Annotated in this window: 22 protein-coding genes; 18 read left to right on the top strand and 4 right to left on the bottom strand. The window is 46.0% G+C overall.

Annotated features, from left to right (window positions below; genetic code table 11):
• The first annotated feature begins 258 nt into the window (after positions 1–258).
• The 11 genes from ACTNB3_RS09760 to ACTNB3_RS09710 all read left to right on the top strand — a co-directional run bounded on the left by ACTNB3_RS09760 (position 259) and on the right by ACTNB3_RS09710 (position 10,545).
• Positions 259–1,116: a class C sortase gene (locus tag ACTNB3_RS09760; RefSeq protein WP_441025294.1), complete on the top strand. Its 858-nt coding sequence runs from the start codon at positions 259–261 to the stop codon at positions 1,114–1,116.
• On the top strand, positions 1,100–2,092 hold the full coding sequence (locus ACTNB3_RS09755) for a Cna B-type domain-containing protein (protein ID WP_441025292.1): 993 nt from the start codon (positions 1,100–1,102) through the stop codon (positions 2,090–2,092). Before ACTNB3_RS09760 ends, ACTNB3_RS09755 begins: the two co-directional genes overlap by 17 nt.
• Positions 2,082–2,687: a sortase gene (locus ACTNB3_RS09750; RefSeq protein WP_441025291.1), complete on the top strand. Its 606-nt coding sequence runs from the start codon at positions 2,082–2,084 to the stop codon at positions 2,685–2,687. Before ACTNB3_RS09755 ends, ACTNB3_RS09750 begins: the two co-directional genes overlap by 11 nt.
• Before the next feature lie 142 nt (positions 2,688–2,829).
• Positions 2,830–3,282: a ribonuclease Z gene (locus ACTNB3_RS09745; protein WP_427819533.1), complete on the top strand. Its 453-nt coding sequence runs from the start codon at positions 2,830–2,832 to the stop codon at positions 3,280–3,282.
• The gene (locus tag ACTNB3_RS09740) at positions 3,275–4,177 is read left to right on the top strand and encodes a DNA/RNA non-specific endonuclease (RefSeq protein WP_441025290.1); all 903 of its coding nucleotides are present in this window, start codon (positions 3,275–3,277) and stop codon (positions 4,175–4,177) included. The genes ACTNB3_RS09745 and ACTNB3_RS09740 overlap by 8 nt, the downstream gene beginning before the upstream one ends.
• A gap of 96 nt (positions 4,178–4,273) precedes the next feature.
• Complete coding sequence (locus tag ACTNB3_RS09735) at positions 4,274–4,528, top strand: barstar family protein (protein ID WP_427807516.1); 255 nt, start codon at positions 4,274–4,276, stop codon at positions 4,526–4,528.
• Between the two features lie 79 nt (positions 4,529–4,607).
• On the top strand, positions 4,608–5,999 hold the full coding sequence (gene asnS / locus ACTNB3_RS09730) for an asparagine--tRNA ligase (protein WP_441025288.1): 1,392 nt from the start codon (positions 4,608–4,610) through the stop codon (positions 5,997–5,999).
• Positions 6,000–6,121: 122 nt separating this feature from the next.
• Positions 6,122–6,811 (top strand): VanR-ABDEGLN family response regulator transcription factor, encoded by a 690-nt coding sequence (gene vanR, locus ACTNB3_RS09725; protein WP_441025286.1) that lies wholly within the window; start codon positions 6,122–6,124, stop codon positions 6,809–6,811.
• On the top strand, positions 6,801–8,000 hold the full coding sequence (locus tag ACTNB3_RS09720; RefSeq protein ID WP_427819537.1) for a sensor histidine kinase: 1,200 nt from the start codon (positions 6,801–6,803) through the stop codon (positions 7,998–8,000). Before vanR ends, ACTNB3_RS09720 begins: the two co-directional genes overlap by 11 nt.
• Positions 7,936–8,991, top strand: a complete 1,056-nt coding sequence (locus tag ACTNB3_RS09715) for a metallophosphoesterase family protein (RefSeq protein ID WP_427807508.1) — start codon at positions 7,936–7,938, stop codon at positions 8,989–8,991. The genes ACTNB3_RS09720 and ACTNB3_RS09715 overlap by 65 nt, the downstream gene beginning before the upstream one ends.
• Positions 8,992–8,994: 3 nt before the next feature.
• Complete coding sequence (locus ACTNB3_RS09710) at positions 8,995–10,545, top strand: ATP-binding protein (RefSeq protein ID WP_441025284.1); 1,551 nt, start codon at positions 8,995–8,997, stop codon at positions 10,543–10,545.
• 94 nt (positions 10,546–10,639) lie between these two features.
• Here the strand turns inward: ACTNB3_RS09710 and ACTNB3_RS09705 are convergent, their stop codons facing one another.
• The 4 genes from ACTNB3_RS09705 to murC all read right to left on the bottom strand — a co-directional run bounded on the left by ACTNB3_RS09705 (position 10,640) and on the right by murC (position 15,386).
• Positions 10,640–11,824, bottom strand: coding sequence for a ribose-phosphate pyrophosphokinase (locus ACTNB3_RS09705; RefSeq protein ID WP_427807504.1), 1,185 nt, complete (start codon positions 11,822–11,824; stop codon positions 10,640–10,642).
• A complete protein-coding gene (locus ACTNB3_RS09700) occupies positions 11,825–12,820 on the bottom strand; it encodes an ATP-binding protein (protein ID WP_427819541.1) in 996 nt (331 codons plus the stop codon).
• Positions 12,821–12,835: 15 nt separating this feature from the next.
• Complete coding sequence (locus tag ACTNB3_RS09695; RefSeq protein ID WP_427807500.1) at positions 12,836–13,876, bottom strand: DnaD domain protein; 1,041 nt, start codon at positions 13,874–13,876, stop codon at positions 12,836–12,838.
• A 130-nt stretch (positions 13,877–14,006) separates the two neighbouring features.
• Entirely contained in the window at positions 14,007–15,386 is a 1,380-nt protein-coding gene (gene murC / locus ACTNB3_RS09690) for a UDP-N-acetylmuramate--L-alanine ligase (protein WP_441025282.1), read from the bottom strand.
• Between the two features lie 209 nt (positions 15,387–15,595).
• Here murC and ACTNB3_RS09685 point away from each other — a divergent pair, with 209 nt between their 5' ends.
• From ACTNB3_RS09685 to ACTNB3_RS09655, 7 genes are all read left to right on the top strand, one after another.
• Positions 15,596–16,870, top strand: a complete 1,275-nt coding sequence (locus ACTNB3_RS09685; RefSeq protein WP_427819543.1) for a glucose-1-phosphate adenylyltransferase — start codon at positions 15,596–15,598, stop codon at positions 16,868–16,870.
• Positions 16,867–17,985 (top strand): glucose-1-phosphate adenylyltransferase subunit GlgD, encoded by a 1,119-nt coding sequence (gene glgD / locus ACTNB3_RS09680; protein WP_427807494.1) that lies wholly within the window; start codon positions 16,867–16,869, stop codon positions 17,983–17,985. The genes ACTNB3_RS09685 and glgD overlap by 4 nt, the downstream gene beginning before the upstream one ends.
• 48 nt (positions 17,986–18,033) lie before the next feature.
• Complete coding sequence (gene spoVG, locus ACTNB3_RS09675) at positions 18,034–18,309, top strand: septation regulator SpoVG (protein ID WP_427807492.1); 276 nt, start codon at positions 18,034–18,036, stop codon at positions 18,307–18,309.
• A 357-nt stretch (positions 18,310–18,666) separates the two neighbouring features.
• Positions 18,667–19,863, top strand: a complete 1,197-nt coding sequence (locus ACTNB3_RS09670; protein ID WP_427807490.1) for a BMP family lipoprotein — start codon at positions 18,667–18,669, stop codon at positions 19,861–19,863.
• Between the two features lie 89 nt (positions 19,864–19,952).
• The gene (locus tag ACTNB3_RS09665) at positions 19,953–21,482 is read left to right on the top strand and encodes an ABC transporter ATP-binding protein (protein ID WP_427819546.1); all 1,530 of its coding nucleotides are present in this window, start codon (positions 19,953–19,955) and stop codon (positions 21,480–21,482) included.
• A 3-nt stretch (positions 21,483–21,485) separates the two neighbouring features.
• Positions 21,486–22,625 carry an ABC transporter permease gene (locus ACTNB3_RS09660; RefSeq protein WP_441025281.1) on the top strand — a complete coding sequence of 380 codons (1,140 nt, stop codon included), beginning with the start codon at positions 21,486–21,488 and terminating at the stop codon, positions 22,623–22,625.
• The gene (locus tag ACTNB3_RS09655; RefSeq protein WP_427807485.1) at positions 22,625–23,566 is read left to right on the top strand and encodes an ABC transporter permease; all 942 of its coding nucleotides are present in this window, start codon (positions 22,625–22,627) and stop codon (positions 23,564–23,566) included. The genes ACTNB3_RS09660 and ACTNB3_RS09655 overlap by 1 nt, the downstream gene beginning before the upstream one ends.
• Positions 23,567–23,571: the final 5 nt, after the last annotated feature.

The raw sequence follows: 23,571 nt of genomic DNA, 5'->3' as shown, positions 1-23,571 counted from the left end.
AAAAGGTATTTCGACCCCTATGATACACGGGTTTCTTCGCACTTTGTGCTCGCGAAATCCTAAAAACATTCGAAATCCGCCCTATTCGGGCTACTTTCTCATGTTTTGCGGGTCCCAAAGTCATGTTTTTTCATGCAAGCATGAAAAACATGACCTTTTGACCCTTGTATCATACATATCTGAAACACACTGAAATTTCTCTGTGACAGCCGCGGAGGGCACCTCCTCCCCGGCCTACAGTGGTAAGGAGAACCCTGCATGAAGAAGAAAAAAGGCAATTTTATAACGTTACTCCTGGTACTGATCCTTCTTGTAGGGCTGTCCTTGTTGCTGTATCCGACAGTCAGCGATTATTGGAATTCCTATCATCAAACCAGAGCTATTGCTGCATATTCCGAAGAAGTGGCCAATCTGAACCAGGAGCAATATGACGAAATCTGGGCTGCAGCCGAAAGGTACAATGCATCTCTGAACGACAGGGATGAGGCCTACCTGCTCAGTGATGCCCATAAGGAAGAATACGAGCGGCAATTGGATGTGTCCGGCCTTGGCATCATGGGCTATATTGAAATACCCAGTATTGATTGCTCTCTGCCCATCTATCACGGTACGGATGAATCGGTCCTGCAGATCGCCGTGGGGCATCTGGAATGGTCCAGCCTGCCTGTGGGGGGAGAGAGCACTCACTGTGTCCTCTCCGGCCACAGGGGACTGCCCAGCGCCAAGTTATTTACCAACCTGGACAAGCTGCAAGAGGGAGACATATTTATGCTCCGGGTCCTGGACGAGGTACTGACTTATGAGGTCAATCAAATCCTGATCGTGGAACCCCAGGAGACGGGTGCCCTTCGGATTGAAGAAGGGAAAGATTACTGTACGCTCGTTACCTGCACTCCGTATGGAATCAATACCCACCGTCTGTTGGTGCGGGGGCATCGAATTGAAAATGTAAAAGAAGCAAATAAAGCCCGTGTGGCGGCGGATGCAGTACAGATTGAGCCGCTGATCGTGGCACCTGCTATAGCAACCCCGATGTTGCTTTTGCTTTTAGTGATCCTGCTGCTCCCGAGGCAGCGCAAGAAAAATCATGGAGGTAACGATGATGAAGATTTCTAAACGTCTGACGGCCGTTCTGCTTAGTGTGCTGGCGGCGTGTATGATCCTGCCGATGAGCGTACTGGCGGCGGGAAGTATTGAACTGAATAAGGATGTGAGCCTGACCATTTCCTATCGGGATGGCGATACGCCGTTGGCCGGTGCGGAGTTTGACATTTATCTGGTGGCCACGGTAGATGAGTACGGAGAACTGACAACTACAGAGACATTTCAACAGTTCAATGTAGATATCCGCGGAAAGAACGATGAGGCCTGGAGGGAACTGGCAGCGACGCTGGAAGGATATGTTCTCCGGGATCAGATTCCGCCGACTGACAGTGGGAAGACGGATGAAAATGGACTGGTTACATTTCCGAACACACAGGAAAAACTGACACCGGGCTTATATCTGGTGATCAGCCGGCGCCATACACAGGACGGATACTATTATGACGCGTCCCCGTTTATGGTGATGCTGCCGAGTCTGGATAAGGAAAATAATACCTGGAGCTATGATGTGACAGCCAACGCCAAGCATGATTCGGAGCCGGTTCCGGAAGAGCCGAAGACGATAACCCGTAAAGCGCTGAAGGTCTGGAAGGACGAAGGGCATGAGAAAGAACGTCCGAAGGAAATCGAGGTGCAACTGCTGAGGGATGGAAAAGTATTTGATACCGTCACGCTGAGTGCTGCAAATGACTGGCGGTATACATGGGACGAACTGGATGAGAGTTCTAAGTGGACCGTAGTGGAAAAGGAACTGGAAGATTATACGGTTTTGGTGACGCAGGAAGGTACCACATTTGTGGTGACAAATACGTATGATGAGGGTACCCCTGAAAATCCGGAACAACCTGAAAATCCGGATCAACCCGGAAATCCTACGCTCCCGCAGACTGGACAGCTCTGGTGGCCGGTTCCGGTACTTGTGGCCGGAGGCTTGCTCCTTATAGTAATCGGAGTGCTGCGTCGGAGAGGAAATACACATGAAAAATAAAGGGATTATTTTTATCCTGTCAGGGCTGCTGCTGATTGCGGCAGCCTTTTTCCTTACAGGATATAATATTTATGATGAATATCGGGCAAAGTGTTCTGCCCGTCAGGCATTGGATGAAATCCGGATAGAGGAGCAGGATGAGGAGGAACAGGAAGATGAACCGGAAATACCGGATTATATTTTGAATCCGGATATGGAGATGCCGGTGCAGCGGATTGATGGCGTGGAGTATATCGGGGTTCTTCAGATTCCGTCTTTGAATCTGGAACTTCCGGTCGTCAGTAGCCTAAGCCCCCCGAATCTGAAGATTGCACCTTGCCGTTATGAAGGCTCTGCGTATAAGGATGATCTGATTATTGCCGCACACAATTACGTTTCTTTCTTTGGAAATCTGAGTAAACTGCAGGCTGGAGACCCTGTTATTTTCAAAGATGTGGATGGAAATGAATTTTCATATGAAGTGGCGGAGATGGAAGTACTTCAGGCTGCGGCTGTGGAAGAGATGAGGAGTGGAGACTGGGATCTGACACTCTTTACCTGTACATTAAGTGGGCAGAGCAGGACGACGATACGGTGCTTGAGGATGAATATATAGAATGCCTGCTAATTATAAGAAGGATTAGGGCAGGACAATAATACGGGTGTTGAAATCCGTTACAGGATATGTTAGACTTCCAACAAGACACTTTTTCAGTATATCATAGGTAACCAGCAGAAAAGGGGAGAATATAAGGTTTATGATAGTAATTCTATGTATTGACGATGCCGGAGGCATGATGTTCAACAAGCGCAGACAGAGCCGCGATAAAGTGGTAACGGGAGACATCCGTAAGATCTGCGGAGACGGAAAACTTTGGATTCATCCATTTTCGGAAAAATTATTTGCATCGGCAGGAGAACTGAGAGACAGAGAGGAAGCCGGTGATATGCAGATCATAAGCTCAGAACAGTTTCTGGAGATGGCACAGGAGGGAGAATACTGTTTTGTAGAAAATGCAGAACTGAAGCCATACGTTTCCAGAATTGAAAAACTGATCGTATATCATTGGAATCGGAGATATCCGGCGGATCAGTATCTGGACTTATGTCTTGAGGAGTGGGAAAAAGTAGAAAGTGTGGATATGAGGGGCAATTCACATGAAAAGATCACGAAAGAGATTTACATAAGGGGAGAAAAACAGAATGATTAAAAGAAATAGAATCATTGCTATTGCACTTTGCATTCTTCTTGCATTTCCGCTGGCGGGATGTGAGGAGGCGGGAATTTTTGCGGAAGAAAATGCGCAGATGTGGGAGAATTCCGGTGCAAGCTCGGTCGCGCAGGTTCAGGAATATGACGGAGAACCTTATGTGGTCATCAACGATGATGAGCCGGATTTTACAGAGGATGAGCTGCAGCCGGAGGCATATGAATCTTACAGTGAGCTGGACGGATTGGGAAGATGCGGGGTGGCAGAGGCTGTGATCGGCGAAGAACTGATGCCCACGGAGAAAAGGGGAAATATCGGTCAGGTGAAACCGTCCGGCTGGCAGACGGTGAAATACGATAATGTGGATGGAAAATATTTGTACAACCGCTGTCATTTGATTGGATATCAGCTTACGGCGGAGAACGCAAATGAAGAAAATCTGATTACAGGAACACGCTATATGAATGTGGAAGGGATGCTTCCGTTTGAGAATATGGTGGCGGATTATATCCGTGAGACAGGGAACCATGTGATGTATCGTGTGACACCGGTTTTCGAGGGGGATAATCTGGTTGCGTCCGGTGTGCAGATGGAAGCCAAGTCTGTGGAAGATGACGGAGAAGAGATCTGTTATAACGTATATGTGTACAACGTTCAGCCGGGAATTGAAGTGGATTATGCCACAGGCGACAGTCGGGAAGCTGAGGATACGAAAGAAACAGTAAATTCTGATCGGAAAAATAATTATATTCTTAACACAAACACGAAAAAATTTCACTTTTCTTCTTGCGGGGGAGCAGAAGAGATCAAGAAAGAAAATAAAGAGGAGTATACCGGAACCCGTACGGAGCTGATTGCGCAGGGATATGAGCCTTGTGGAAGATGCAAGCCGTAGAGAAACGTGTATATTTCCGATAAAACTGCAAATCCTAGAATTGATTCCGGAATAGGGAAACCAGAATCTAGAAAACTGGAAAAGGAGGATTTGCAGATGAAGTCAGTCATTTTGAATGGGTTATATATGGAGGAGCCGGAGAAAGCACATCAGTACATCAAGGAGAAACTGGATCTTCCGGACCGGTATGAGAATAACCTGGATACGCTGCAGGACTGCCTGAATGATATGCAGAATACGCATATAGAAGTATTTCACAGCACGGGACGCAGCGAATATTTTCAGGAGATCATGCAGGTGTTCCGGGATGCCGGACGGGAGAATGATGATATCATCATAACTTTGGAGTAGACGAAATAACCCTTTCAAAATATCGAGAATAATGTTATACTTAAAAATAATGTAATGATATGGACGGAGGGTTTTACCAATGAATTTAATAACGATTAAAGAACTATACAAATCCCGGGAAGAATACTTGGACAAGGAAGTCACGATCGGTGGCTGGGTTCGCAGTGTGCGCGGATCCAAATCTTTCGGATTTATCGTTGTAAATGATGGATCATTCTTTGAAACGCTGCAGGTGGTTTATCACGATGCAATGCCGAACTTTGCAGAGATTTCCAAGTTGAATGTAGGGGCAGCCATTATTGTAAGGGGAACACTGGTGGCAACTCCGGAAGCAAAGCAGCCTTTTGAGATTCAGGCGGAAGAGATTGAGATTGAAGGAGCATCTGCTCCGGATTATCCGCTTCAGAAGAAACGCCATAGTTTCGAATATTTGAGAACAATTTCACATTTGCGCCCGAGAACGAATACATTCCAGGCTGTATTCCGTGTTCGTTCCCTGACCGCGTATGCGATCCACAAATTCTTCCAGGAAAGAGGATTTGTGTATGTGCATACACCGCTGATCACCGGAAGTGACTGTGAGGGAGCGGGAGAGATGTTCCGCGTTACCACACTGGATCTGGAGAATCTGCCGAAGAATCCGGACGGAACTGTAGATTACACAAAGGATTTCTTTAATAAGGAAACCAATCTGACGGTAAGCGGACAGCTGAACGGAGAGACATTTGCACAGGCGTTCCGGAATATTTATACCTTCGGGCCTACGTTCCGTGCAGAGAATTCCAATACAACCCGCCATGCGGCTGAGTTCTGGATGATCGAACCGGAGATCGCATTTGCGGATCTGGATGATGACATGATACTTGCAGAGAGCATGCTGAAATATATTATTCGTTACGTGATGGAAAATGCACCGGAAGAGATGAATTTCTTCAATTCATTTGTGTACAAGGGGCTTCTGGAGCGGCTGAATAATGTGGTTAATTCTGAGTTTGCCCGTGTGACTTACACCGAAGCAATTGAGATTCTGGAAAAGAATAATGAGAATTTTGAATATAAGGTATCCTGGGGAACAGATCTTCAGACCGAGCATGAGCGGTATCTGACAGAACAGGTATTCAAGCGCCCGGTATTTGTGACAGATTATCCGAAGGAGATCAAAGCGTTCTATATGAAGATGAACGATGATAACAAGACGGTTGCAGCTGTGGACTGTCTGGTTCCGGGAATCGGTGAGATCATCGGAGGAAGTCAGAGGGAGGATGACTACGACAAGCTTCTTGCCCGTATGAAGGAACTGAACCTGAAAACGGAAGATTATCAGTTCTATCTGGATTTGAGAAAATATGGTTCCACAAGACATGCAGGATTTGGTCTGGGATTCGAGAGATGCATCATGTATCTCACCGGTATGTCCAATATTCGCGATGTGATTCCGTTCCCGAGAACGGTTAATAACTGTGAACTTTAGAAAGTGAGAAAACGCCGCAGATGGAGGCTTAAGAGGCGCCAGCTGCGGCGATGTTTTACTCTGTACATCAGTGGAAAGATGAGAAGAAGGCTTGAGGGGGCATAAGAGAAGGAGGAAGGAGTATGAATACAATATTAATTGTGGATGATGAAAAAGAGATTGCAGATGTCGTGGATCTGTATCTGCAGAATGAATACCATGTCCTGAAGTTTTATACGGGGCAGGATGCGTTGGACTGTATTGAGAGCACGAGAATTGATCTGGCCATTCTGGATGTGATGCTTCCCGATATCGACGGCTTCACTATTCTGAAGAAAATCCGGGAGAAATACACATTTCCGGTCATTATGCTGACGGCAAAAACGGAATATCTGGACAAGATTACCGGACTTACAATGGGAGCAGATGATTACATCCCGAAACCGTTTAATCCGTTGGAGCTTGTCGCCAGAGTGAAAGCGCAGATGCGCCGCTATACGCAGTACAATGATAAGAGCAGGAGCGAGGGGGATGTGATTGATTTCGGCGGGCTGGTTCTGAACAAGCAGTCACATGAATGTACATACAATGAGCGGTCGTTGACGCTGACTCCGATTGAATTTGATATTTTGTGGCTGCTCTGCGAGAACCGTGGGAAGGTGATCAGTTCGGAGGAGTTATTTGAATCGGTCTGGCATGAAAACTACTATAAAAACAGCAATAATACCGTCATGGTTCATATTCGGCATCTGCGCGAGAAAATGAGCGGTCCTACCGGAAAATCGGACTTTATCAAGACGGTGTGGGGAGTTGGGTATAAGGTTGAAGAATAATTACCGTAAATTAAAACTCAGTATTTTGCTTCAGACGGTTTTTGTGACAGCACTCACGGTATTGGTAGGCGGTGTGATTCTGGAGTATGTGATCGACGGCGTGTATAACGACAGCTTTGCAAATCTGTTTCTGAAGCTGATGGAAACCCTGCATGTGGAAGAGGGAACGGCCATTCATCTGTACTGGCTGCTGATCGGGGATAACAAAGTATTTTTTATGATTCTGGGATTTCTGGCTCTTTTTTCGCTATTCTTCTATATTGCGCTATCGAAAATGACCAGATACATGGATCAGATCGGTGATGGAATCGAGAACATTCTCTCTGATTCGGATCAGCCCATCCGGCTTATCACGGAATTGAAACCGCTGGAGGATCGTCTGAATGAAATCAAGCAGACACTGAAAAAACAGGAAAAAGAAGCGCAGGAGATCGAAGAGAAGAAAAATGATCTGGTATTGTTCCTGGCGCATGATCTGAAGACACCGCTGACTTCGGTGGTGGCGTATCTGACGATGCTGGATACGAATCCGGAAATGTCGGAGGCAGAACGGGCCAGGTATACGCACATTTCTTTGGAGAAGGCGATCCGTCTCGGCGATCTGATCAATGAATTCTTTGAGATCACGCGTCTGAATCTTCAGGATATTACACTGGAGCCGGTGGAATTGGATCTGGATATGATGCTGGAGCAGATCGCGGATGAATTGTATGCGGTCCTGCAGGAAAAGAATCTCATCTGCACAGTTCAGACGGAGGGGAATCTGTTGATCAAGGGAGATCCGGATAAACTGGCCAGAGTATTTGACAATATTCTGAGAAATGCGATTGCCTACTGCCGAAGCGATACAGAACTTCGAATACTGGCCCGGCAAAAGGAGCAGATTGTTGAGATCGTTTTTGAAAATGAAGGAGATACCATTCCGGCAGATAAGCTGGAAAAGATTTTTAATAAATTTTACAGGGCAGATGCGGCGCGCTCCAGTACAACGGGTGGTGCCGGGCTGGGGCTTGCTATCGCGAAAGAAATCGTAGAACTGCATGGTGGCTCGATGCGCGCCGAAAGTGAAGACGGAAGAACCCGGATGATCGTGGATTTGCCGATGGAAAAGGAGGGGGAGATTGATGAGGTTTATACACACAGCAGACATCCATCTTGGAGCATCGCCAGACGCAGGAAGCGCGTATAGCCAGAGACGGGCGGAAGAATTGTGGAACAGTCTGGAACGTCTGGTTAAGGTGTGTGAGGAAGAACAGGTGGATCTTCTTCTGATTGCGGGAGATCTGTTTCACAGACAGCCTCTTCTTAGGGAACTGAAGGAAGTGGATTATCTTTTTTCACAGCTAACGCACACAAAGATCGTGTTCATCGCCGGGAATCACGATTATCTAAAACCATCTTCTTATTATCTTACATATCAGTGGAAAAGCCAGGTCTATCCGTTGCTGGAGCAGACTATGGGATTTGTGGAATTTGAGGAGTTGGGAACCAGCGTCTATGGTTTCAGTTACGGGCAGAAAGAAATCCGTGAAGCACTGTATACCGATGCGTTTCCACAGAAGAAACAGCCGGTTGAGATCCTGATAGCCCATGGCGGGGATGAGAAGCATATCCCGATTCAAAGAAACAATATTATGAACTTGGGGTATGATTATGTAGCACTCGGGCATATACATCGGCCGATGGAGATTGAGAAAAACCATATCTATTATTCGGGGTCTTTGGAACCGACAGACAAGAATGATGTCGGAAAACATGGATATATAATCGGAGAGATTCGAGGAAAATCCGTCAAGACAGAATTCGTTCCGTTTGCGTCCCGGGAGTATGTTCATATGAAAGTGGAAACTACAGAGCAGATGACAGGAAGAGAATTAAGGGAGAAGATTGCACAGATGATCGTCTCCGGAGGAACACAGAATCTGTACAAGATTATACTTGACGGATATCGCAGTCCGGATCAGGTGTATGATGTCTCTGGAATGGATGCATATGGAAATGTACTTGAATTTGTGGACGAGACAAAACCTGCGTATGACTTTGAAATGTTGGCGGAGCAGAACAAAGATAATTTGTTGGGAGTATACATCGAAAGTCTGAAACAAAGTCCGGAAGGAAGTGAGGAAGCTCTGGCGCTTTTTGAGGGCGTGAAAGCGCTTCTGGAGACGAAAAGGGGATAGAAAATGGAGATTAAAGAGCTGGTGCTGGAGAACTTTGGAAAGTTCTCAAATAAAAATATCAGGTTTTCGGATGGAATGAATCTGATCTATGGGGAAAATGGTGCCGGAAAGACGACGGTTCATACATTTTTAAAAGGGATGCTTTTTGGGATGGAACGCGGACGGGGAAGAGCGGCGGCCAACGACACCTTCAGCAGATATGAACCATGGGAGAACCCGAATTATTATGCGGGGGTGATTCGGTTTACCTGTGGCAGACGAAATTTCCGTCTGGAGCGACATTTTGACAAGTACGCGAAGAGTGCACTGCTCTTCTGTGAGGATGACGGGGAACAGCTTTCTTTGGAGCATGGGGATCTGGATGTACTACTTGACGGAATGACTGAGGCGGATTTTGAAAATACCGTGGCGGTGGGGCAGATGCGTGCCGCTACAACAGCGGCGCTTTCGGCAAGGCTTAAAGATTATGCCGCGAATTATTATGCGACCGGCAATGGTGAAATGAATCTATCGGCGGCACTGGAACTTTTAGGCGAGAGAAAAAAAGAGACGGAAAAAGCAATTCGTGAACACGGACGGCAGAAACAGGAAAAACGGGAGAAGATTGAGCTGGAGATTTCTTATGTTTGGCGGGATCTGCACCGGCTGGAGAAGGATCTGCAGCAGGCAGAAGATGCCTGGAACGACAGAATGGAAAGCTGTGGGAAAAGAAGAGAAGAGCTGCGGAAGGCGGCGGAGGAAGAAGCAGGGAAGGGTGTTTTTTCCAACTGGCGTGTTCATCCGGCTGTGCTTTTGGCAATGCTTTTGGCGGTGATCTTATCCTTTATACTCTTTAAACGTCCATGGAATTTCCTGATTACAATTGTGATTGCGCTTGCAGAGGGGATGCATTTGTGGAACCGTATGAAAGACGGACGCAAAAAGAAAGCGGAAGATGAGGAAAAGACGCAGGAGCAGAAGAAAATGGAAGCAGATACCGAAAAGCTCAGGTGGCAGGTGGAGCGGCTTAGGGAGGAGTACCGTGAGAAGAAGGTACAGTATGAGAATCTGTCAGAACAACTGGATGAGATGGATGAAGTCGGTGACGACATCAAAGAATTGGAAAAACATCGCCGGGCCTATGAGATTGCGGCGGAACGAATGAATCAGCTGTCGAAAGAAATGCAGGGCAGGTTTGGACAGAGACTGAACTGTCGTGTTTCCGAGATCCTGTGTGAGGTGACGGAAGGCGTATATGAAAAGGTCTGGGTGGACGATGCAATGCGTGTACAGCTTCTGGTGGAAGGCAGAATCATCACAATGGATCAGGTTAGTAAGGGAACGCTGGAACAGATTTATTTTGCTCTTCGTATGGCTGCAGCGGAGATTCTCCATGAAGAAGAATTCCCTGTGGTCTTTGATGATGCGTTTGTCTGTTATGATGACCGGCGCCTGAGCGCGGTACTGCGTTGGCTGGAAAGGAATCGGAAGCAGGTACTGATCTTTACATGCCAGAGTAGAGAAGAAGAAGCTTTGAAAAGAAACGGGATTTCGTATCATAAGATATGTTTATAAGGGCTGTATATTGGTATTGAAAAAAGGCTGTGTGAAAACGAGGACAATAGTTTTTCACACAGCCTTTTGTGATAAGGAATACCTATATTAAAATTTAGAAATCTTCCCCATTCTTGTATTTCTGAACAATGTTCTGAATACGTTCGCTTGGATCAAGAATACTGCTGATAGATCCGTCGTGATTCAGGGTGTCAATTACAAGAGCGATGTATTTGCTCATATCACAGTTGATGTAATATGGACGGCTTAAAAGCTCCGGTGACTGGTAGATCAGGTTAGTTGTCAGAACACCATCGAGCAGACCGTCTTCGTATGCTTTGTCAAATTTACCCATACCGTTTGTAAAGAGACCGAAGGTAGCAGCCGCATAGATTCGTTTTGCTTTTCTTGCCTTGAGCTGTCCGGCTACATCGAGGATGCTGTCGCCGGAAGAAATCATATCATCCAGAATAATGACGTCTTTTCCCTCCACAGAAGAGCCAAGGAATTCATGTGCGACAATCGGATTGCGGCCATCCACAACGCGGGTATAATCACGTCGCTTGTAGAACATACCCATATCAAGACCAAGTACGTTCGCAAGGTAGATTGCACGTTCGGTGGCGCCTTCATCCGGGCTGATCGCCATCATATGTTCACTGTCGATCTGAAGATCCTTTACGTTATCTAATAGACCCTTCACAAACTGATAAGTCGGACGTATCGTCTCGAAACCACTGAGTGGAATTGCGTTTTGTACACGGGGATCGTGTGCATCAAATGTGATGATATTGTCAACGCCCATGCGGACCAGTTCCTGCAGCGCAAGAGCACAGTCCAGTGATTCGCGTCCGCTTCTCTTATGCTGGCGGCTCTCATAGAGGAAAGGCATAATAACATTCAATCTGCGGGCTTTTCCACCTACAGCAGCGATAATACGCTTTAGATTCTGGAAATGATCGTCCGGAGACATATGATTGATATTACCGGTCAAGGAGTAGGTGAGACTATAATTGCAGACATCAACCATCAGATAGAGATCCATTCCCCTTACGGACTCTTCAATGATTCCTTTTGCTTCTCCGGAACCAAAACGTGGAACCTTTGCATCAATGAGATAAGTATCCTTCTCATATCCGTTGAAAACAATATGATCTTTGTTGGCACTTTCGTCCTCTTTGCGCCATCTTACCAGGTAGTCATTTACGCGGGCGCCCATTTCCTGACAGCCGTCAACGGCGATAATGCCGAGTGACCCTACCGGAATATTGTCAAGAATACGTTCTTTGCGGTGTAACATTTAGAGTTCCTCCCTGTTCATTAGTTTTTTTTGAATACGAATGTCATCGCCGGCAAGGCGAAGAATTTTGTAATGATTGCTGATACGGGAAAAAGTCCGTTCCGTATAGTTGGACTTAATCTTTTCAAGGGTGAGGTTCGTGGAAATGATCGTGGAGCGGTTATTCAGAATACGGTCATTCAGACACACGAACAGCTGGGAAACGACGAAATCGGTATTGCGTTCCGTTCCCAGGTCATCAATAATCAGCAGATCGCAAGTTTGAATCTGTTCATATAATAACTGACTGTCGTCAGTTTTATTCAGGGTTTTGTCAAGCAGCGAATCGAAAAGTTCGCTGGCAGTCAGATAAAGAACGGAATGTACGGACTGCATGATTTCTCTGGCAATACAGTGGGAGAGAAACGTCTTTCCGATTCCGGTAGTGCCAAACAGAAGCAGATTTTCATGGGCGGTATCGAAATTGCGGATGAAATTCATACACTCAAAGTAGGCTTTTTCGGCAAGAGCCCGCGAAGTCTGTCCGGACAAACGATCTATATAATTTTTGGAATAATAGTCGAATGAAAAAGTGTCAAAATTCTCATGCTCAAGAATTCCCTTTAGATTCGACTGAGTATAAAACAAATCAATGATTGATTTTAAAAAGCAATGGCATTTCTGGTTACCGATATAACCGGTATCTTTGCAGTCGGGGCATTCGTAAGTGGCTTCCAGATAATCTGCCGGAAAACCGTTCTCCACAAGAAGCTGTGCCCTTCTCTGGGAAAGCTCATGAAGTTGTTTCTTCAGCGCAGGCAAAGCACTTTCATCTCCGGAAAGCAGCTTGCGTGCCTGTTGTACGCTGTAATAGGAAATAGAATCATCCAGGGATTTTATTTCCGGAACGGCCTCATATACCCGTTCAAAATGAAGATTCAGGCGGTCTCGGCTGCGTACCTGTTTCTCTTCATAGATACGCATCAGCGTATTATATTGCGAATTGGTTAACGGCACGGTATTCTCCCTTTCTTAGTTGCTTCGCAGTAATTCTTTCGTCAATTCGTCCATATCATAGGAGCGTTCTTCGAAACTGCGGAATTTGGATGGCGCAGACTGCACCGGTGTGCGGCGCGGATTCTTCTTCTGGGCGTTTTTTTCCTGTTCGTAAGCAGAGTCAAGAACACGGACATCGGTGAGAGTATGTACATTTCTGCTGCGCCAGTTCTGAAGGATCTTGTCCGTGTATTCAAAACTGGGCTGATGAATCGCTGCCATGGTACGGTTGCAGGCCTCGAGGATCAGTTCCAGATCGATCCCGTCGGTTGCGGTCCATTTGCGTATGTATTCTAATTCGGAAGCGGCAGGTCCGCGGCCCTTGATTCCAAATGCATTCAGAATGGAGTAGCATGTTTTGTTATAAAGCGCGGATGTATTCTTCGCCTGTTCCACGCTGGTGATGTGCTCGTCCGCCCAGGACAGAGCAACTTTCTGGATATAGTGCATACTCCGATGACCATTTTCGACACAATATTCGATTAAATATTCAATCAGATCAGCAGAAAAGCCGAGTGTGTCATAAAAATAGGTAATTGTGTCCACATCGGTTCGGCTTAAAGTCTTGCCAAGATACTGCTCGGCGACAAAAAGAATCTGCTTTAATTCCTTGCGGTTCACAACAGACTTCGGATTGGAAACGGGCGCCGCCTGTGCGGGTGTACTCTGTGCTTCACGGGGCACCGGTTCCGGTCTGACCGGGGGTGCGGCATTTGGTGCGGAAGGAGATACCAGATCCAGACCAATGATATTCTGATCCGTATCATATTCCAACCTCAGAAGTCCCTGCTTCTCCCAGTACTTCAATGCGCGCAGAACATCTCCCTCTGTGTTCTCAAGATAATCGGCAATCCTGGAAATGCTGAGGGACACGTCCGGATTATTGATATGACGAAGCAGGAGGAGATAGATCTTGACAAATTCGCCGTTCGCTGCCGCCATGTAATTGTCTATAAATTCATTCTCGACCAGAGTCGTATTGCCCTGGAAACGATTACGCAAAACCAATGCACTCATGTTCCTGCTCCTTTAATGTTCGTAAATTTGATGCCATTTAATCATAGCATGAAGTTGCGGCAGGAAAAAGAATTATTTTACGAGAATTTGATGTTTTTTGTTGATAAAACTGTGGGGATAATGGGGATAACTAGGCTTTTAAGAGATCTTCCCCAATATTTACAACGTCTCCCGCGCCCATAGTTATCAACAAGTCCCCTGATTGACAGTGATCCCTGACGTATTTTTCTATCTCATCAAAGCTTGGCAGATAGATGGCGTCACAGCCGTAAGAGGCGGCTGCACGGGCAAGCTGTTCTGAGGAGATGCCCAGGGTATCAGTCTCTCGCGCTGCATAAATATCTGCCAGGATCAGATGGTCTGTGTGTGAAAGTGCCTGTGCAAATTCATCGAACAGTGCTTTCGTTCTGGTGTAGGTGTGGGGCTGGAAGATGCACCACAGTTCTCTGTGCGGGTAGTGGGCAGCACTTTTCAGGGTCGCTTCGATCTCCGTGGGATGATGTGCGTAATCATCGATCACGGTAATACCGTTAAATTCTCCCTTGTACTCAAAACGGCGGTCTGTTCCGTGGAAGGAAAGGAGGCCTTCCTGTATCGTTTCTGCTGATACGCCCAGGAGATCCGCAACAGCAATGGCGGAAAGCGCATTATAAACATTGTGTTCTCCGCCTACAGATAATGTCACATGCCCGGACGGTTTCCCGTGCCGGATGAGATCAAAGGATGCATTTCCCTGTTCATCGTATTGAATATCGGAAGCACTGTAATCAAGAGAAGCTTCCCGACCGAATGTCACAACGCGACAGGCAAGTCCGTCTGTAATATAAGAGAGGTTTTCGATGTCGCCGTTGATCACCAGGGTTCCGTCTTCCGGCAGGAGTTCTGCGAAAAGGCGGAACGAGTGGCGGATGTCATCCAGATCCTTGAAGAAATCCAGATGATCGGCATCGATATTCAGGATCACGCTGATCTTTGGGAAGAAATGCAGGAAGCTGTTCGTATACTCGCAGGCTTCTGTGACGAAAAGTCCGGAGCTTCCCACACGGATGTTGCCGTGAATCGCCTTGAGGATTCCGCCCACGGAAATCGTGGGGTCCATGTCTCCGGCGAGAAAAATGTGTGACAGCATGGACGTTGTCGTGGTCTTCCCATGTGTTCCGGAAACGGCGATGGGCGTATCGTAATTGGTCATAAGCTGTCCGAGCAGTTCAGCGCGGGAAAGCATCGGAAGTCCCTGCCGCTTTGCTTCCATGAATTCTTCATTATCCTCGTGAATGGCTGCGGTGTAAACAACGACATTAATGCCGTCGATTATATTGGAAGCCTTCTGGCCGTAAAAAATAACGGCACCTTTATCGGTGAGGTGATCCGTGAGCGAGGACTCTTTGTTGTCAGAACCGGATACCGTAAATCCCTCTTTCATGAGGATTTCCGCAAGTCCGCTCATGCTGATGCCTCCGATTCCGATAAAGTGAACATGGCATGGATGATTAAAATCAATTTTATACATAAATACACTTCCTATTCTCATATAATAATATTAAAGGTTTTTGTAAAATTATTATATCATAATCTACATATGAAAAAACAGGAGATTTCTTTTTGTGATATTTTCATAAAAAGAACGGGACGAACGATTTTTTTTTGTAAAAATTGTTCACTATACGAAGGCGATATGTTATAATGTAAGAACTAGAATTACTGAGAAGGGGTGACGACATGATTAAGAAAGAGATGATAGCGATGTTACTCGCGGGAGGTCAGGGAAGCAGACTCGGAGTACTGACTGCCAAGGTAGCCAAGCCGGCTGTGGCTTTCGGAGGAAAATACCGTATTATCGATTTTCCGCTTAGCAACTGCATCAACTCGGGAATTGACACCGTAGGAGTATTGACTCAATATCAGCCCTTACGACTCAACACACATATAGGAATCGGAATTCCTTGGGACTTGGATCGTAATATTGGAGGGGTATCGATTCTACCACCGTATGAAAAGAGCAGCAACAGTGAATGGTATACGGGAACGGCTAATGCGATATACCAGAATCTGGATTATATGGAGACCTTTAATCCTGATTATGTGCTGATCTTATCCGGTGACCACATTTATAAGATGGACTATGAGGTGATGCTGGATTTCCATAAAGAGAACCATGCGGATGTGACGATCGCGGCAATGCCGGTTCCGCTTGAGGAGGCAAGCCGTTTCGGAATCGTTATTACAGATGATGATAACAGAATCACGGAATTTGAGGAGAAACCGGAACATCCACGGAGTAATCTTGCATCCATGGGTATCTATATTTTCAGTTGGCCGGTATTGAAGGATGCGCTTTTGAAACTCTCCGATCAACCGGGATGCGACTTCGGCAAGCATATCATTCCGTATTGCCATCAGAATGATAAGAGACTGTTCGCATATGAGTATAATGGATATTGGAAGGACGTCGGTACACTCAGTTCCTACTGGGAAGCCAATATGGAGCTGATCGATATCATTCCCGAATTTAATTTATACGAAGAATTCTGGAAGATTTATACAAACAGTGATATTATTCCGCCACAATACATTTCAGATCAGTCTGTCATTGAACGGAGCATCATCGGTGACGGTGCGGAGATTTACGGAGAAGTGCGCAATTGTGTGATCAGTTCCGGTGTCACGATCGGAAAGGGCACGGTGGTGCGTGACTCGATCATTATGAAAGATGTAACGATCGGTGAACACTGCGTGGTGGACAAGGTCATTATTGCGGAGAATGTCACGGTTGGTGATAATGTTACAATGGGAATCGGAAGTGAGGCACCGAACTGCCTCAGACCCGATATTTACAATTCCGGACTTGTGACGATCGGAGAAAACTCGGTCATTCCGTCCGGTGTCCAGATTGGTAAAAACACTGCAATCAGTGGAGTTACGATGAAGGAAGATTATGAAAACGGCGTTCTTGAAAGCGGCGGAGCATTAGTAAAGGCGGGTGACAGATCATGAAAGCGGTAGGACTTATTTTAGCGGGCGGAAACAGCAACAAGATGCGTGAACTTACCCAGAAACGTGCGGTGGCAGCGATGCCGATCGCAGGCAGCTACCGGTGTATTGACTTTGCACTCAGCAGTATGTCGAATTCTCATATACAGAAGGTAGCAGTATTGACACAGTATAATGCCCGCTCACTGAACGAACATCTGAATTCCTCCAAATGGTGGGATTTCGGAAGAAAACAGGGAGGACTCTATGTATTTACGCCGACCATAACGGCGGATAACGGATATTGGTATCGTGGAACGGCGGATGCTATTTACCAGAATCTCGATTTCCTGAAAAGGTGTCATGAGCCGTATGTGATCATTACGTCCGGTGATGCCGTTTATAAACTGGATTATAATAAAGTGCTGGAATATCATATCGCTAAGAAGGCCGATATTACAGTGGTTTGCAAGGATCTGGATCCGGGAGAGGATCCGACACGTTTCGGTACGGTCAAAATGGACGAGACTATGCGGATCCAGGAGTTTGAAGAAAAGCCGATGATCACGAATGCGACGACGATCTCGACCGGAATTTATGTGATCCGCAGAAGGCAGCTCATTGAACTGATTGAACGGAGCGCCGAAGAAGAGAGACATGATTTTGTAACGGATATCCTGATCAGATACAAGAATCTGAAGAAGATATACGGTTATAAAATAAATAGCTACTGGAGCAATATTTCAACAGTAGATGCTTATTATAAGACGAATATGGATTTCCTGAAACCGGAAGTAAGAAATTATTTCTTTAAACAACACCCAGATATTTATTCAAAAGTTACAGATTTGCCGCCGGCAAAGTATAACCCGGGATCCGTTGTGAAGAACAGTCTGATTTCCAGCGGATGTATCATCAACGGTACAGTGGAAAATTCCATTCTGTTTAAGAAAGCATTTGTCGGAAATAATTGTGTGATTAAGAATTCGATCATTCTGAATGATGTTTATCTGGGGGATAATACATACATAGAAAACTGTATCGTAGAAAGTCGCGACACAATTCGGGCAAATACGCGCCACGTTGGAGAAAATGGTGTGAAGGTAGTAGTAGAAAAGAACGAGAGGTATGCATTATAAGGACCAGAGGGTTAGTCGTATGCATTACTGGAGAAAGGGGCTAGAAAAATGCAAATCACAGATGTACGCGTGAGGAAGGTAGCGAAGGAAGGAAAGTTAAAAGCAGTTGTGTCAATTACAATGGATGAAGAGTTTGTTGTTCATGACATCAAAGTAATTGAAGGCGAAAAAGGACTTTTCATCGCAATGCCAAGTAAGAAAGCGATGGATGGAGAATATCGTGATATCGCACATCCGATTAATTCCGGGACGAGAGAGCGTATTCAGAAACTGATTCTTGAAAAATACGAAGAAGTATTACAGGCAGACGATGCAGAAGAATAGAGCAAATTTGTCATTAAGGGGAAAGTGGACAGCGTAAGCTGTCCGCTTTTTGCCATGTATATTCCAAAGAGGTTCGGCGGCCCTTTTAAGTTAGAAGCGTTGATAGTTCCAAAAAGGGACAAAATCCTTTTTGGTTAAAAAACGAACTGTAAAAAATGCATAAATAACAAAGCGGAAAAATGTCTATTTGCGACAAAATGCAAAATATTTTCAAAAAAAGAGACTCAAGTCCTATGATATTATCGAGACATATGTCATAATTACTACAAGATTGTCAGTTCCGGGTGTTTCTGATACCGGAATAAAGAAAGACAAAAGGGCAAAAATAACAATGAATAAGAAGGAGGAACTGTTTTTATGAAAAAGAGACTTATTGCAGTGTTACTTGCAGGTATGATGGCATTTTCACTGGCAGCATGCGGCGGCTCATCAGACAGTAGTACAGACGGAGGAAAGAAAGAGGATACTTCCGGTGAAAACATGCAGATTGCCATGATCACCGACTCCGGAGATATTACAGATCAGAGCTTTAATCAGACAACATATGAGAGCTGTAAAGCCTGGAGCGAAAAGAACGATGTGGAATTCAATTACTACAAGCCGGAGAGCGATTCGGATGAAGCGCGAAACGCAAGTGTAGATCAGGCAGTGGCTGATGGCGCAAATGTCGTTGTTATGCCGGGATATATGTTCGCAGGAACGGTAGTTGCTCAGTCTGAAAACTATCCGGATGTAAAATTTGTTGCATTGGATGTTGGAGCAGGAGATATCTGTGAGAAGGGCGTTGGAGAAGGATACACTTACAATCCGGACGACTACAACGTAGCAGATTACTATAACACAGATAATGTTTACTGCTGTACCTATCAGGAGGAACTTTCCGGATATATGGCAGGATACGCAGCTGTTAAATTAGGTTATAAGCACCTTGGATTCCTCGGCGGTATGGCAGTGCCGGCGGTTACACGTTTCGGATACGGATATGTGCAGGGAGCTAACGCTGCGGCAGAAGAACTTGGAATCGCAGATCAGATTGAAATCGAGTATGTATGCGGTGGACAGTTCTATGGCGATGCTGATATCACAGCTTACATGGATACCTGGTATGGATCAAAGAATGTGGAAATCGTATTTGCCTGCGGCGGCGGTATCTGGACATCCGCAGTCGAAGCAGCAGTGAAGACCGGAGGTAAAGTGATTGGTGTTGACTCTGATCAGGCTCCTACGATTGATGCATACGGCGAAGGAATCACAGTTACTTCTGCTATGAAGGGACTTGCTGCAACGGTTAATACGGTTCTTACAGATATTAAGGGTGGCAAATGGAGTGACTACGCAGGCAAGATCGATAATCTTGGTCTGGTTTCCGAAAATCCGGAAGAAAACTATGTTCAGCTTCCGCTTGAAAGCACACAGTGGGGCGACGGATTTACAGAGGATGATTATCGCACACTCGTGAAGTCAATGTACTCTGGAGAAATTACCGTATCCAATGATATTACGGCAATGCCGGCAACGACAATCAAAGTTAATGACTACGGCAGCATTAAATAAATGTAACTGAAACTGCAAGGGGAGTGGGCGGTGGTCCGCTCCCTTTTAAAATAGGGAAAGGATAATCAATGACAGGAGGTGTGTAAAGGATGGGAGAGTATGCAATTGAGATGCTGAATATTACGAAGCGTTTTCCGGGAATCATTGCAAACGATAATATTACTTTACAGTTGAAAAAAGGTGAGATTCATGCTTTGTTGGGAGAAAATGGTGCAGGAAAGTCCACATTAATGAGCGTACTCTTTGGTCTTTATCAGCCGGAGGAGGGCGAGATTCACAAAGACGGGAAGAAAGTTACCATTAACGATCCGAATGATGCTAATGATCTGGGAATCGGAATGGTGCATCAGCATTTTAAACTGGTTGAGTGTTTCAGCGTTCTGGATAATATCATTCTGGGGGTGGAGACCACCAAGGGAGGTTTTCTTCAGAAAGCCGAGGCAAGAAAGAAGGTTATGGAACTTTCGGAGCGGTATGGACTTTCAGTGGATCCGGATGCACTGGTCGAGGATATTACCGTTGGTATGCAGCAGCGAACAGAGATTCTGAAAATGCTGTATCGTGACAATGAGATTCTGATCTTCGACGAGCCGACTGCTGTGCTGACACCGCAGGAGATCCAGGAGTTGATGACGATCATGAAAAATCTGGCTGCAGAAGGAAAGAGTATTCTTTTCATTACTCATAAGCTTGCCGAGATTATGCAGGTGGCAGACCGCTGCAGTGTACTGAGAAAAGGAAAATATATTGGTACGGTAGATATCAAAGACACGACACCGGAGAAGCTTTCTGCGATGATGGTAGGCCGGGATGTTAATTTTGTAGTAGAAAAGAAGCCGGCTGAACCGAAGGAAGTATTACTTGATATTCAGGGAATGACGGTGGCATCAAAGCGGCATAAGAATAATGCAGTCAATCAGGTATCTTTGCAGGTTCGAAGAGGTGAGATCGTCTGCATTGCAGGAATCGATGGAAACGGTCAGACTGAATTTGTCTATGGGCTTACCGGACTCGAACCGGTGACCGGCGGTACGATCACCCTGAACGGGGTGGATATCACTCATATGCCGATTCGGAAACGTCTGACTTCCGGTATGAGCCATATCCCGGAAGACCGTCATAAACATGGGCTGGTTCTGGATTATTCTCTGGAGTACAACCTGATTCTTCAGAGATATTTCGAACCACAGTTCACGAGCAAATTTGGATTTTTGAAACGGAAAGAAATAAGAGAGTATGCAGAGCATCTGATCGAACAGTACGACATCCGTTCCGGTCAGGGACCGGTCACGAAAGCCAGATCCATGTCCGGCGGCAATCAGCAGAAGGCGATCATAGCCCGGGAGATCGATAAGAATCCGGAACTTCTGGTAGCGGTACAGCCAACCCGCGGACTGGATGTAGGAGCGATTGAGAATGTGCATAAAGAACTGGTGGCACAAAGAGATGCCGGGAAAGGCGTTCTGCTCATAAGCCTGGAACTGGATGAGGTTATGAATGTTTCGGACAGAATTCTGGTTATGTACGAAGGGGAAATCGTAGGGGAATTCGATCCGAAACATGTTACGGTGGAAGAACTGGGACTCTATATGGCCGGTTCTAAGAGAAAGGAGGCATAATCAATGGATAAGAAACCGAAAAAGAAGCAAAGTATTTTAAGGAACAACGGTTTTCAGACAATTCTGGCGTCATTGCTCTGTATTATCATTGGTCTCCTGATCGGCTATATTGTACTTCTGATCATCAACCCGAAAGGGGCAGGAAAAGCAATTGTTGCTATTTTGAAGAACTTTTTATATTATCCGAGTGCGGTGGCGGCAAAAAAATATCTGGGAACGACACTGGTAAAGGCTTCAGCACTTTTAATGTGTGCATTATCGGTACTTTTTGCATATAAAGTGGGATTATTTAATATCGGTGCGGCCGGTCAGTATGTAGTTGGTGCCGGCGCCTGTCTCTATTTCGGATTGAAATTCGATATGCCATGGTATATATGCCTGCTTGCGGCCATGCTTGCGGCGGCAATTGTCGGGGGGATTTCCGGTGCGTTGAAAGCATATTTTAATGTAAATGAAGTTATTTCCTGTATCATGCTGAACTGGACCTCGCTTTACTGTGTGAATATGCTTTTGACTGGTGTAAAAGAGCAGTCCACGCCGTATACGCGGCCGCTTTCCAGTGTGAATAAGGATGCGCTGCTTCCGACGATGGGACTGGATAAATTGTTTTCCAACAATCAGTTCGTGACGATCGGAATCGTGTTTTCGGTGCTCATCGCAATCGTAGTGTGGATCGTTATGGAGAAGACGAAATTCGGATATGAGCTTAAAGCTACCGGTCTGAACAAGCAGGCTGCGAAATACTGCGGTATGCATGAGAAGAGCAATACGATCCTGACGATGATGATCGCAGGAGGACTTGCGGGGCTCGGAGCGGGGATCTTCTATCTGAGTGGGATCGAGCAGTGGATGGTACAGCAGACCAGTGTTCCGGCTATGGGATTTAACGGAATAGCGGCTGCGTTCCTCGGCGGACTGAATCCGATCGGAACGATATTCTCATCTTATTTTATCCAGCATATTACCAGCGGTGGAACCTATGTGGATAAGACGATGTACTGTTCGCAGATTTCGGATCTGATTTCGGCATTCATCATTTACATGTGCGGCTTTGTGCTTTTCTTCAAAATCTGGCTTAACAGATATCTGGACAAGCGGGATGAAAAGCGCGCCGCAAAAGAACAGGAAGGAGGCGAAGCATAATGTTGTTATTGATTCAGTATACATTAATATTTGCTTCTGTTCTGGTGCTGGTGGCACTTGGAGGTTGTTTCTCCGAACATAGTGGTGTTATCAATATCGGTCTGGAAGGCATCATGGTTATGGGAGCACTTGGCGGGGCGCTCATGATGAAATTCCTTCCGTCAGGGACAGCAGCTCCGGCTGTGATTCTGCTTGTAATCCTGGCCAGTGTGGTGATCGGAATGATTTTCTCTCTGCTTCTTGGCGTTGCGGCGATCCGGTTTAAGGCAGACCAGACGCTGGTTGGAACTGCGCTGAACCTTCTGGGACCGGCGGTTGCGGTTGTACTTGTAAGAGCAATCAATACGGCGGAAAATGCAGATAATGTATCTTCAACGGTTGCCTATGGACATGCGAAGAAAGCGTTTATTGTAAATATCGGGAAATTTGAATTTAACTGGTTTATGCTGATCGCACTGCTGGTGCTGATCGCGGCATATGTGGTTCTCTATAAGACAAAATTCGGTCTTAGACTCTGCGCATGTGGCGAACATCCACAGGCAGCGGATTCGGTGGGAATCAATGTATATAAAATGCGGTATGCGGGCGTTCTGATCTCCGGTGCTCTTGGCGGACTTGGCGGTCTGGTGTATATCACCGCAGGTGTCAGTGAATGGAAATTTGAAAATGGTGTTGCGGGCTTCGGATTCCTGGCTCTGGCAGTTATGATCTTCGGACAGTGGAAACCGGTCAATATCGGACTTGCAGCGCTCTTGTTCGGATTGTTCCGTGCGCTTTCCAATGTTTATACAGGATTTGATCTTCTGGTAGCGCTGAAGCTGCCGAGCACGGTGTATAACATGCTTCCATATATTATATCTCTGGTTGTGCTGGTATTTGTTTCGAAGAAATCCAGGGCACCGAAAGCGGAAGGAATCCCGTACGACAAAGGTGCACGTTAGAAAGG

Origin of the sequence: Bariatricus sp. HCP28S3_D3 (assembly GCF_052065755.1) — a bacterium.
GTDB lineage: Bacteria > Bacillota > Clostridia > Lachnospirales > Lachnospiraceae > Allocoprococcus.
This window is presented reverse-complemented; position numbering and strand designations above follow the sequence as displayed.

Coding starts and splice junctions, on each gene's coding strand:
- ACTNB3_RS09760 (WP_441025294.1), top strand. CDS start 259: ATGAAGAAGAAAAAAGGCAATTTTATAACGTTACTCCTGGTACTGATC.
- ACTNB3_RS09755 (WP_441025292.1), top strand. CDS start 1,100: ATGATGAAGATTTCTAAACGTCTGACGGCCGTTCTGCTTAGTGTGCTG.
- ACTNB3_RS09750 (WP_441025291.1), top strand. CDS start 2,082: ATGAAAAATAAAGGGATTATTTTTATCCTGTCAGGGCTGCTGCTGATT.
- ACTNB3_RS09745 (WP_427819533.1), top strand. CDS start 2,830: ATGATAGTAATTCTATGTATTGACGATGCCGGAGGCATGATGTTCAAC.
- ACTNB3_RS09740 (WP_441025290.1), top strand. CDS start 3,275: ATGATTAAAAGAAATAGAATCATTGCTATTGCACTTTGCATTCTTCTT.
- ACTNB3_RS09735 (WP_427807516.1), top strand. CDS start 4,274: ATGAAGTCAGTCATTTTGAATGGGTTATATATGGAGGAGCCGGAGAAA.
- asnS (WP_441025288.1), top strand. CDS start 4,608: ATGAATTTAATAACGATTAAAGAACTATACAAATCCCGGGAAGAATAC.
- vanR (WP_441025286.1), top strand. CDS start 6,122: ATGAATACAATATTAATTGTGGATGATGAAAAAGAGATTGCAGATGTC.
- ACTNB3_RS09715 (WP_427807508.1), top strand. CDS start 7,936: ATGAGGTTTATACACACAGCAGACATCCATCTTGGAGCATCGCCAGAC.
- ACTNB3_RS09710 (WP_441025284.1), top strand. CDS start 8,995: ATGGAGATTAAAGAGCTGGTGCTGGAGAACTTTGGAAAGTTCTCAAAT.
- ACTNB3_RS09705 (WP_427807504.1), bottom strand. CDS start 11,824: ATGTTACACCGCAAAGAACGTATTCTTGACAATATTCCGGTAGGGTCA.
- ACTNB3_RS09695 (WP_427807500.1), bottom strand. CDS start 13,876: ATGAGTGCATTGGTTTTGCGTAATCGTTTCCAGGGCAATACGACTCTG.
- murC (WP_441025282.1), bottom strand. CDS start 15,386: ATGTATAAAATTGATTTTAATCATCCATGCCATGTTCACTTTATCGGA.
- ACTNB3_RS09685 (WP_427819543.1), top strand. CDS start 15,596: ATGATTAAGAAAGAGATGATAGCGATGTTACTCGCGGGAGGTCAGGGA.
- glgD (WP_427807494.1), top strand. CDS start 16,867: ATGAAAGCGGTAGGACTTATTTTAGCGGGCGGAAACAGCAACAAGATG.
- spoVG (WP_427807492.1), top strand. CDS start 18,034: ATGCAAATCACAGATGTACGCGTGAGGAAGGTAGCGAAGGAAGGAAAG.
- ACTNB3_RS09670 (WP_427807490.1), top strand. CDS start 18,667: ATGAAAAAGAGACTTATTGCAGTGTTACTTGCAGGTATGATGGCATTT.
- ACTNB3_RS09665 (WP_427819546.1), top strand. CDS start 19,953: ATGGGAGAGTATGCAATTGAGATGCTGAATATTACGAAGCGTTTTCCG.
- ACTNB3_RS09660 (WP_441025281.1), top strand. CDS start 21,486: ATGGATAAGAAACCGAAAAAGAAGCAAAGTATTTTAAGGAACAACGGT.
- ACTNB3_RS09655 (WP_427807485.1), top strand. CDS start 22,625: ATGTTGTTATTGATTCAGTATACATTAATATTTGCTTCTGTTCTGGTG.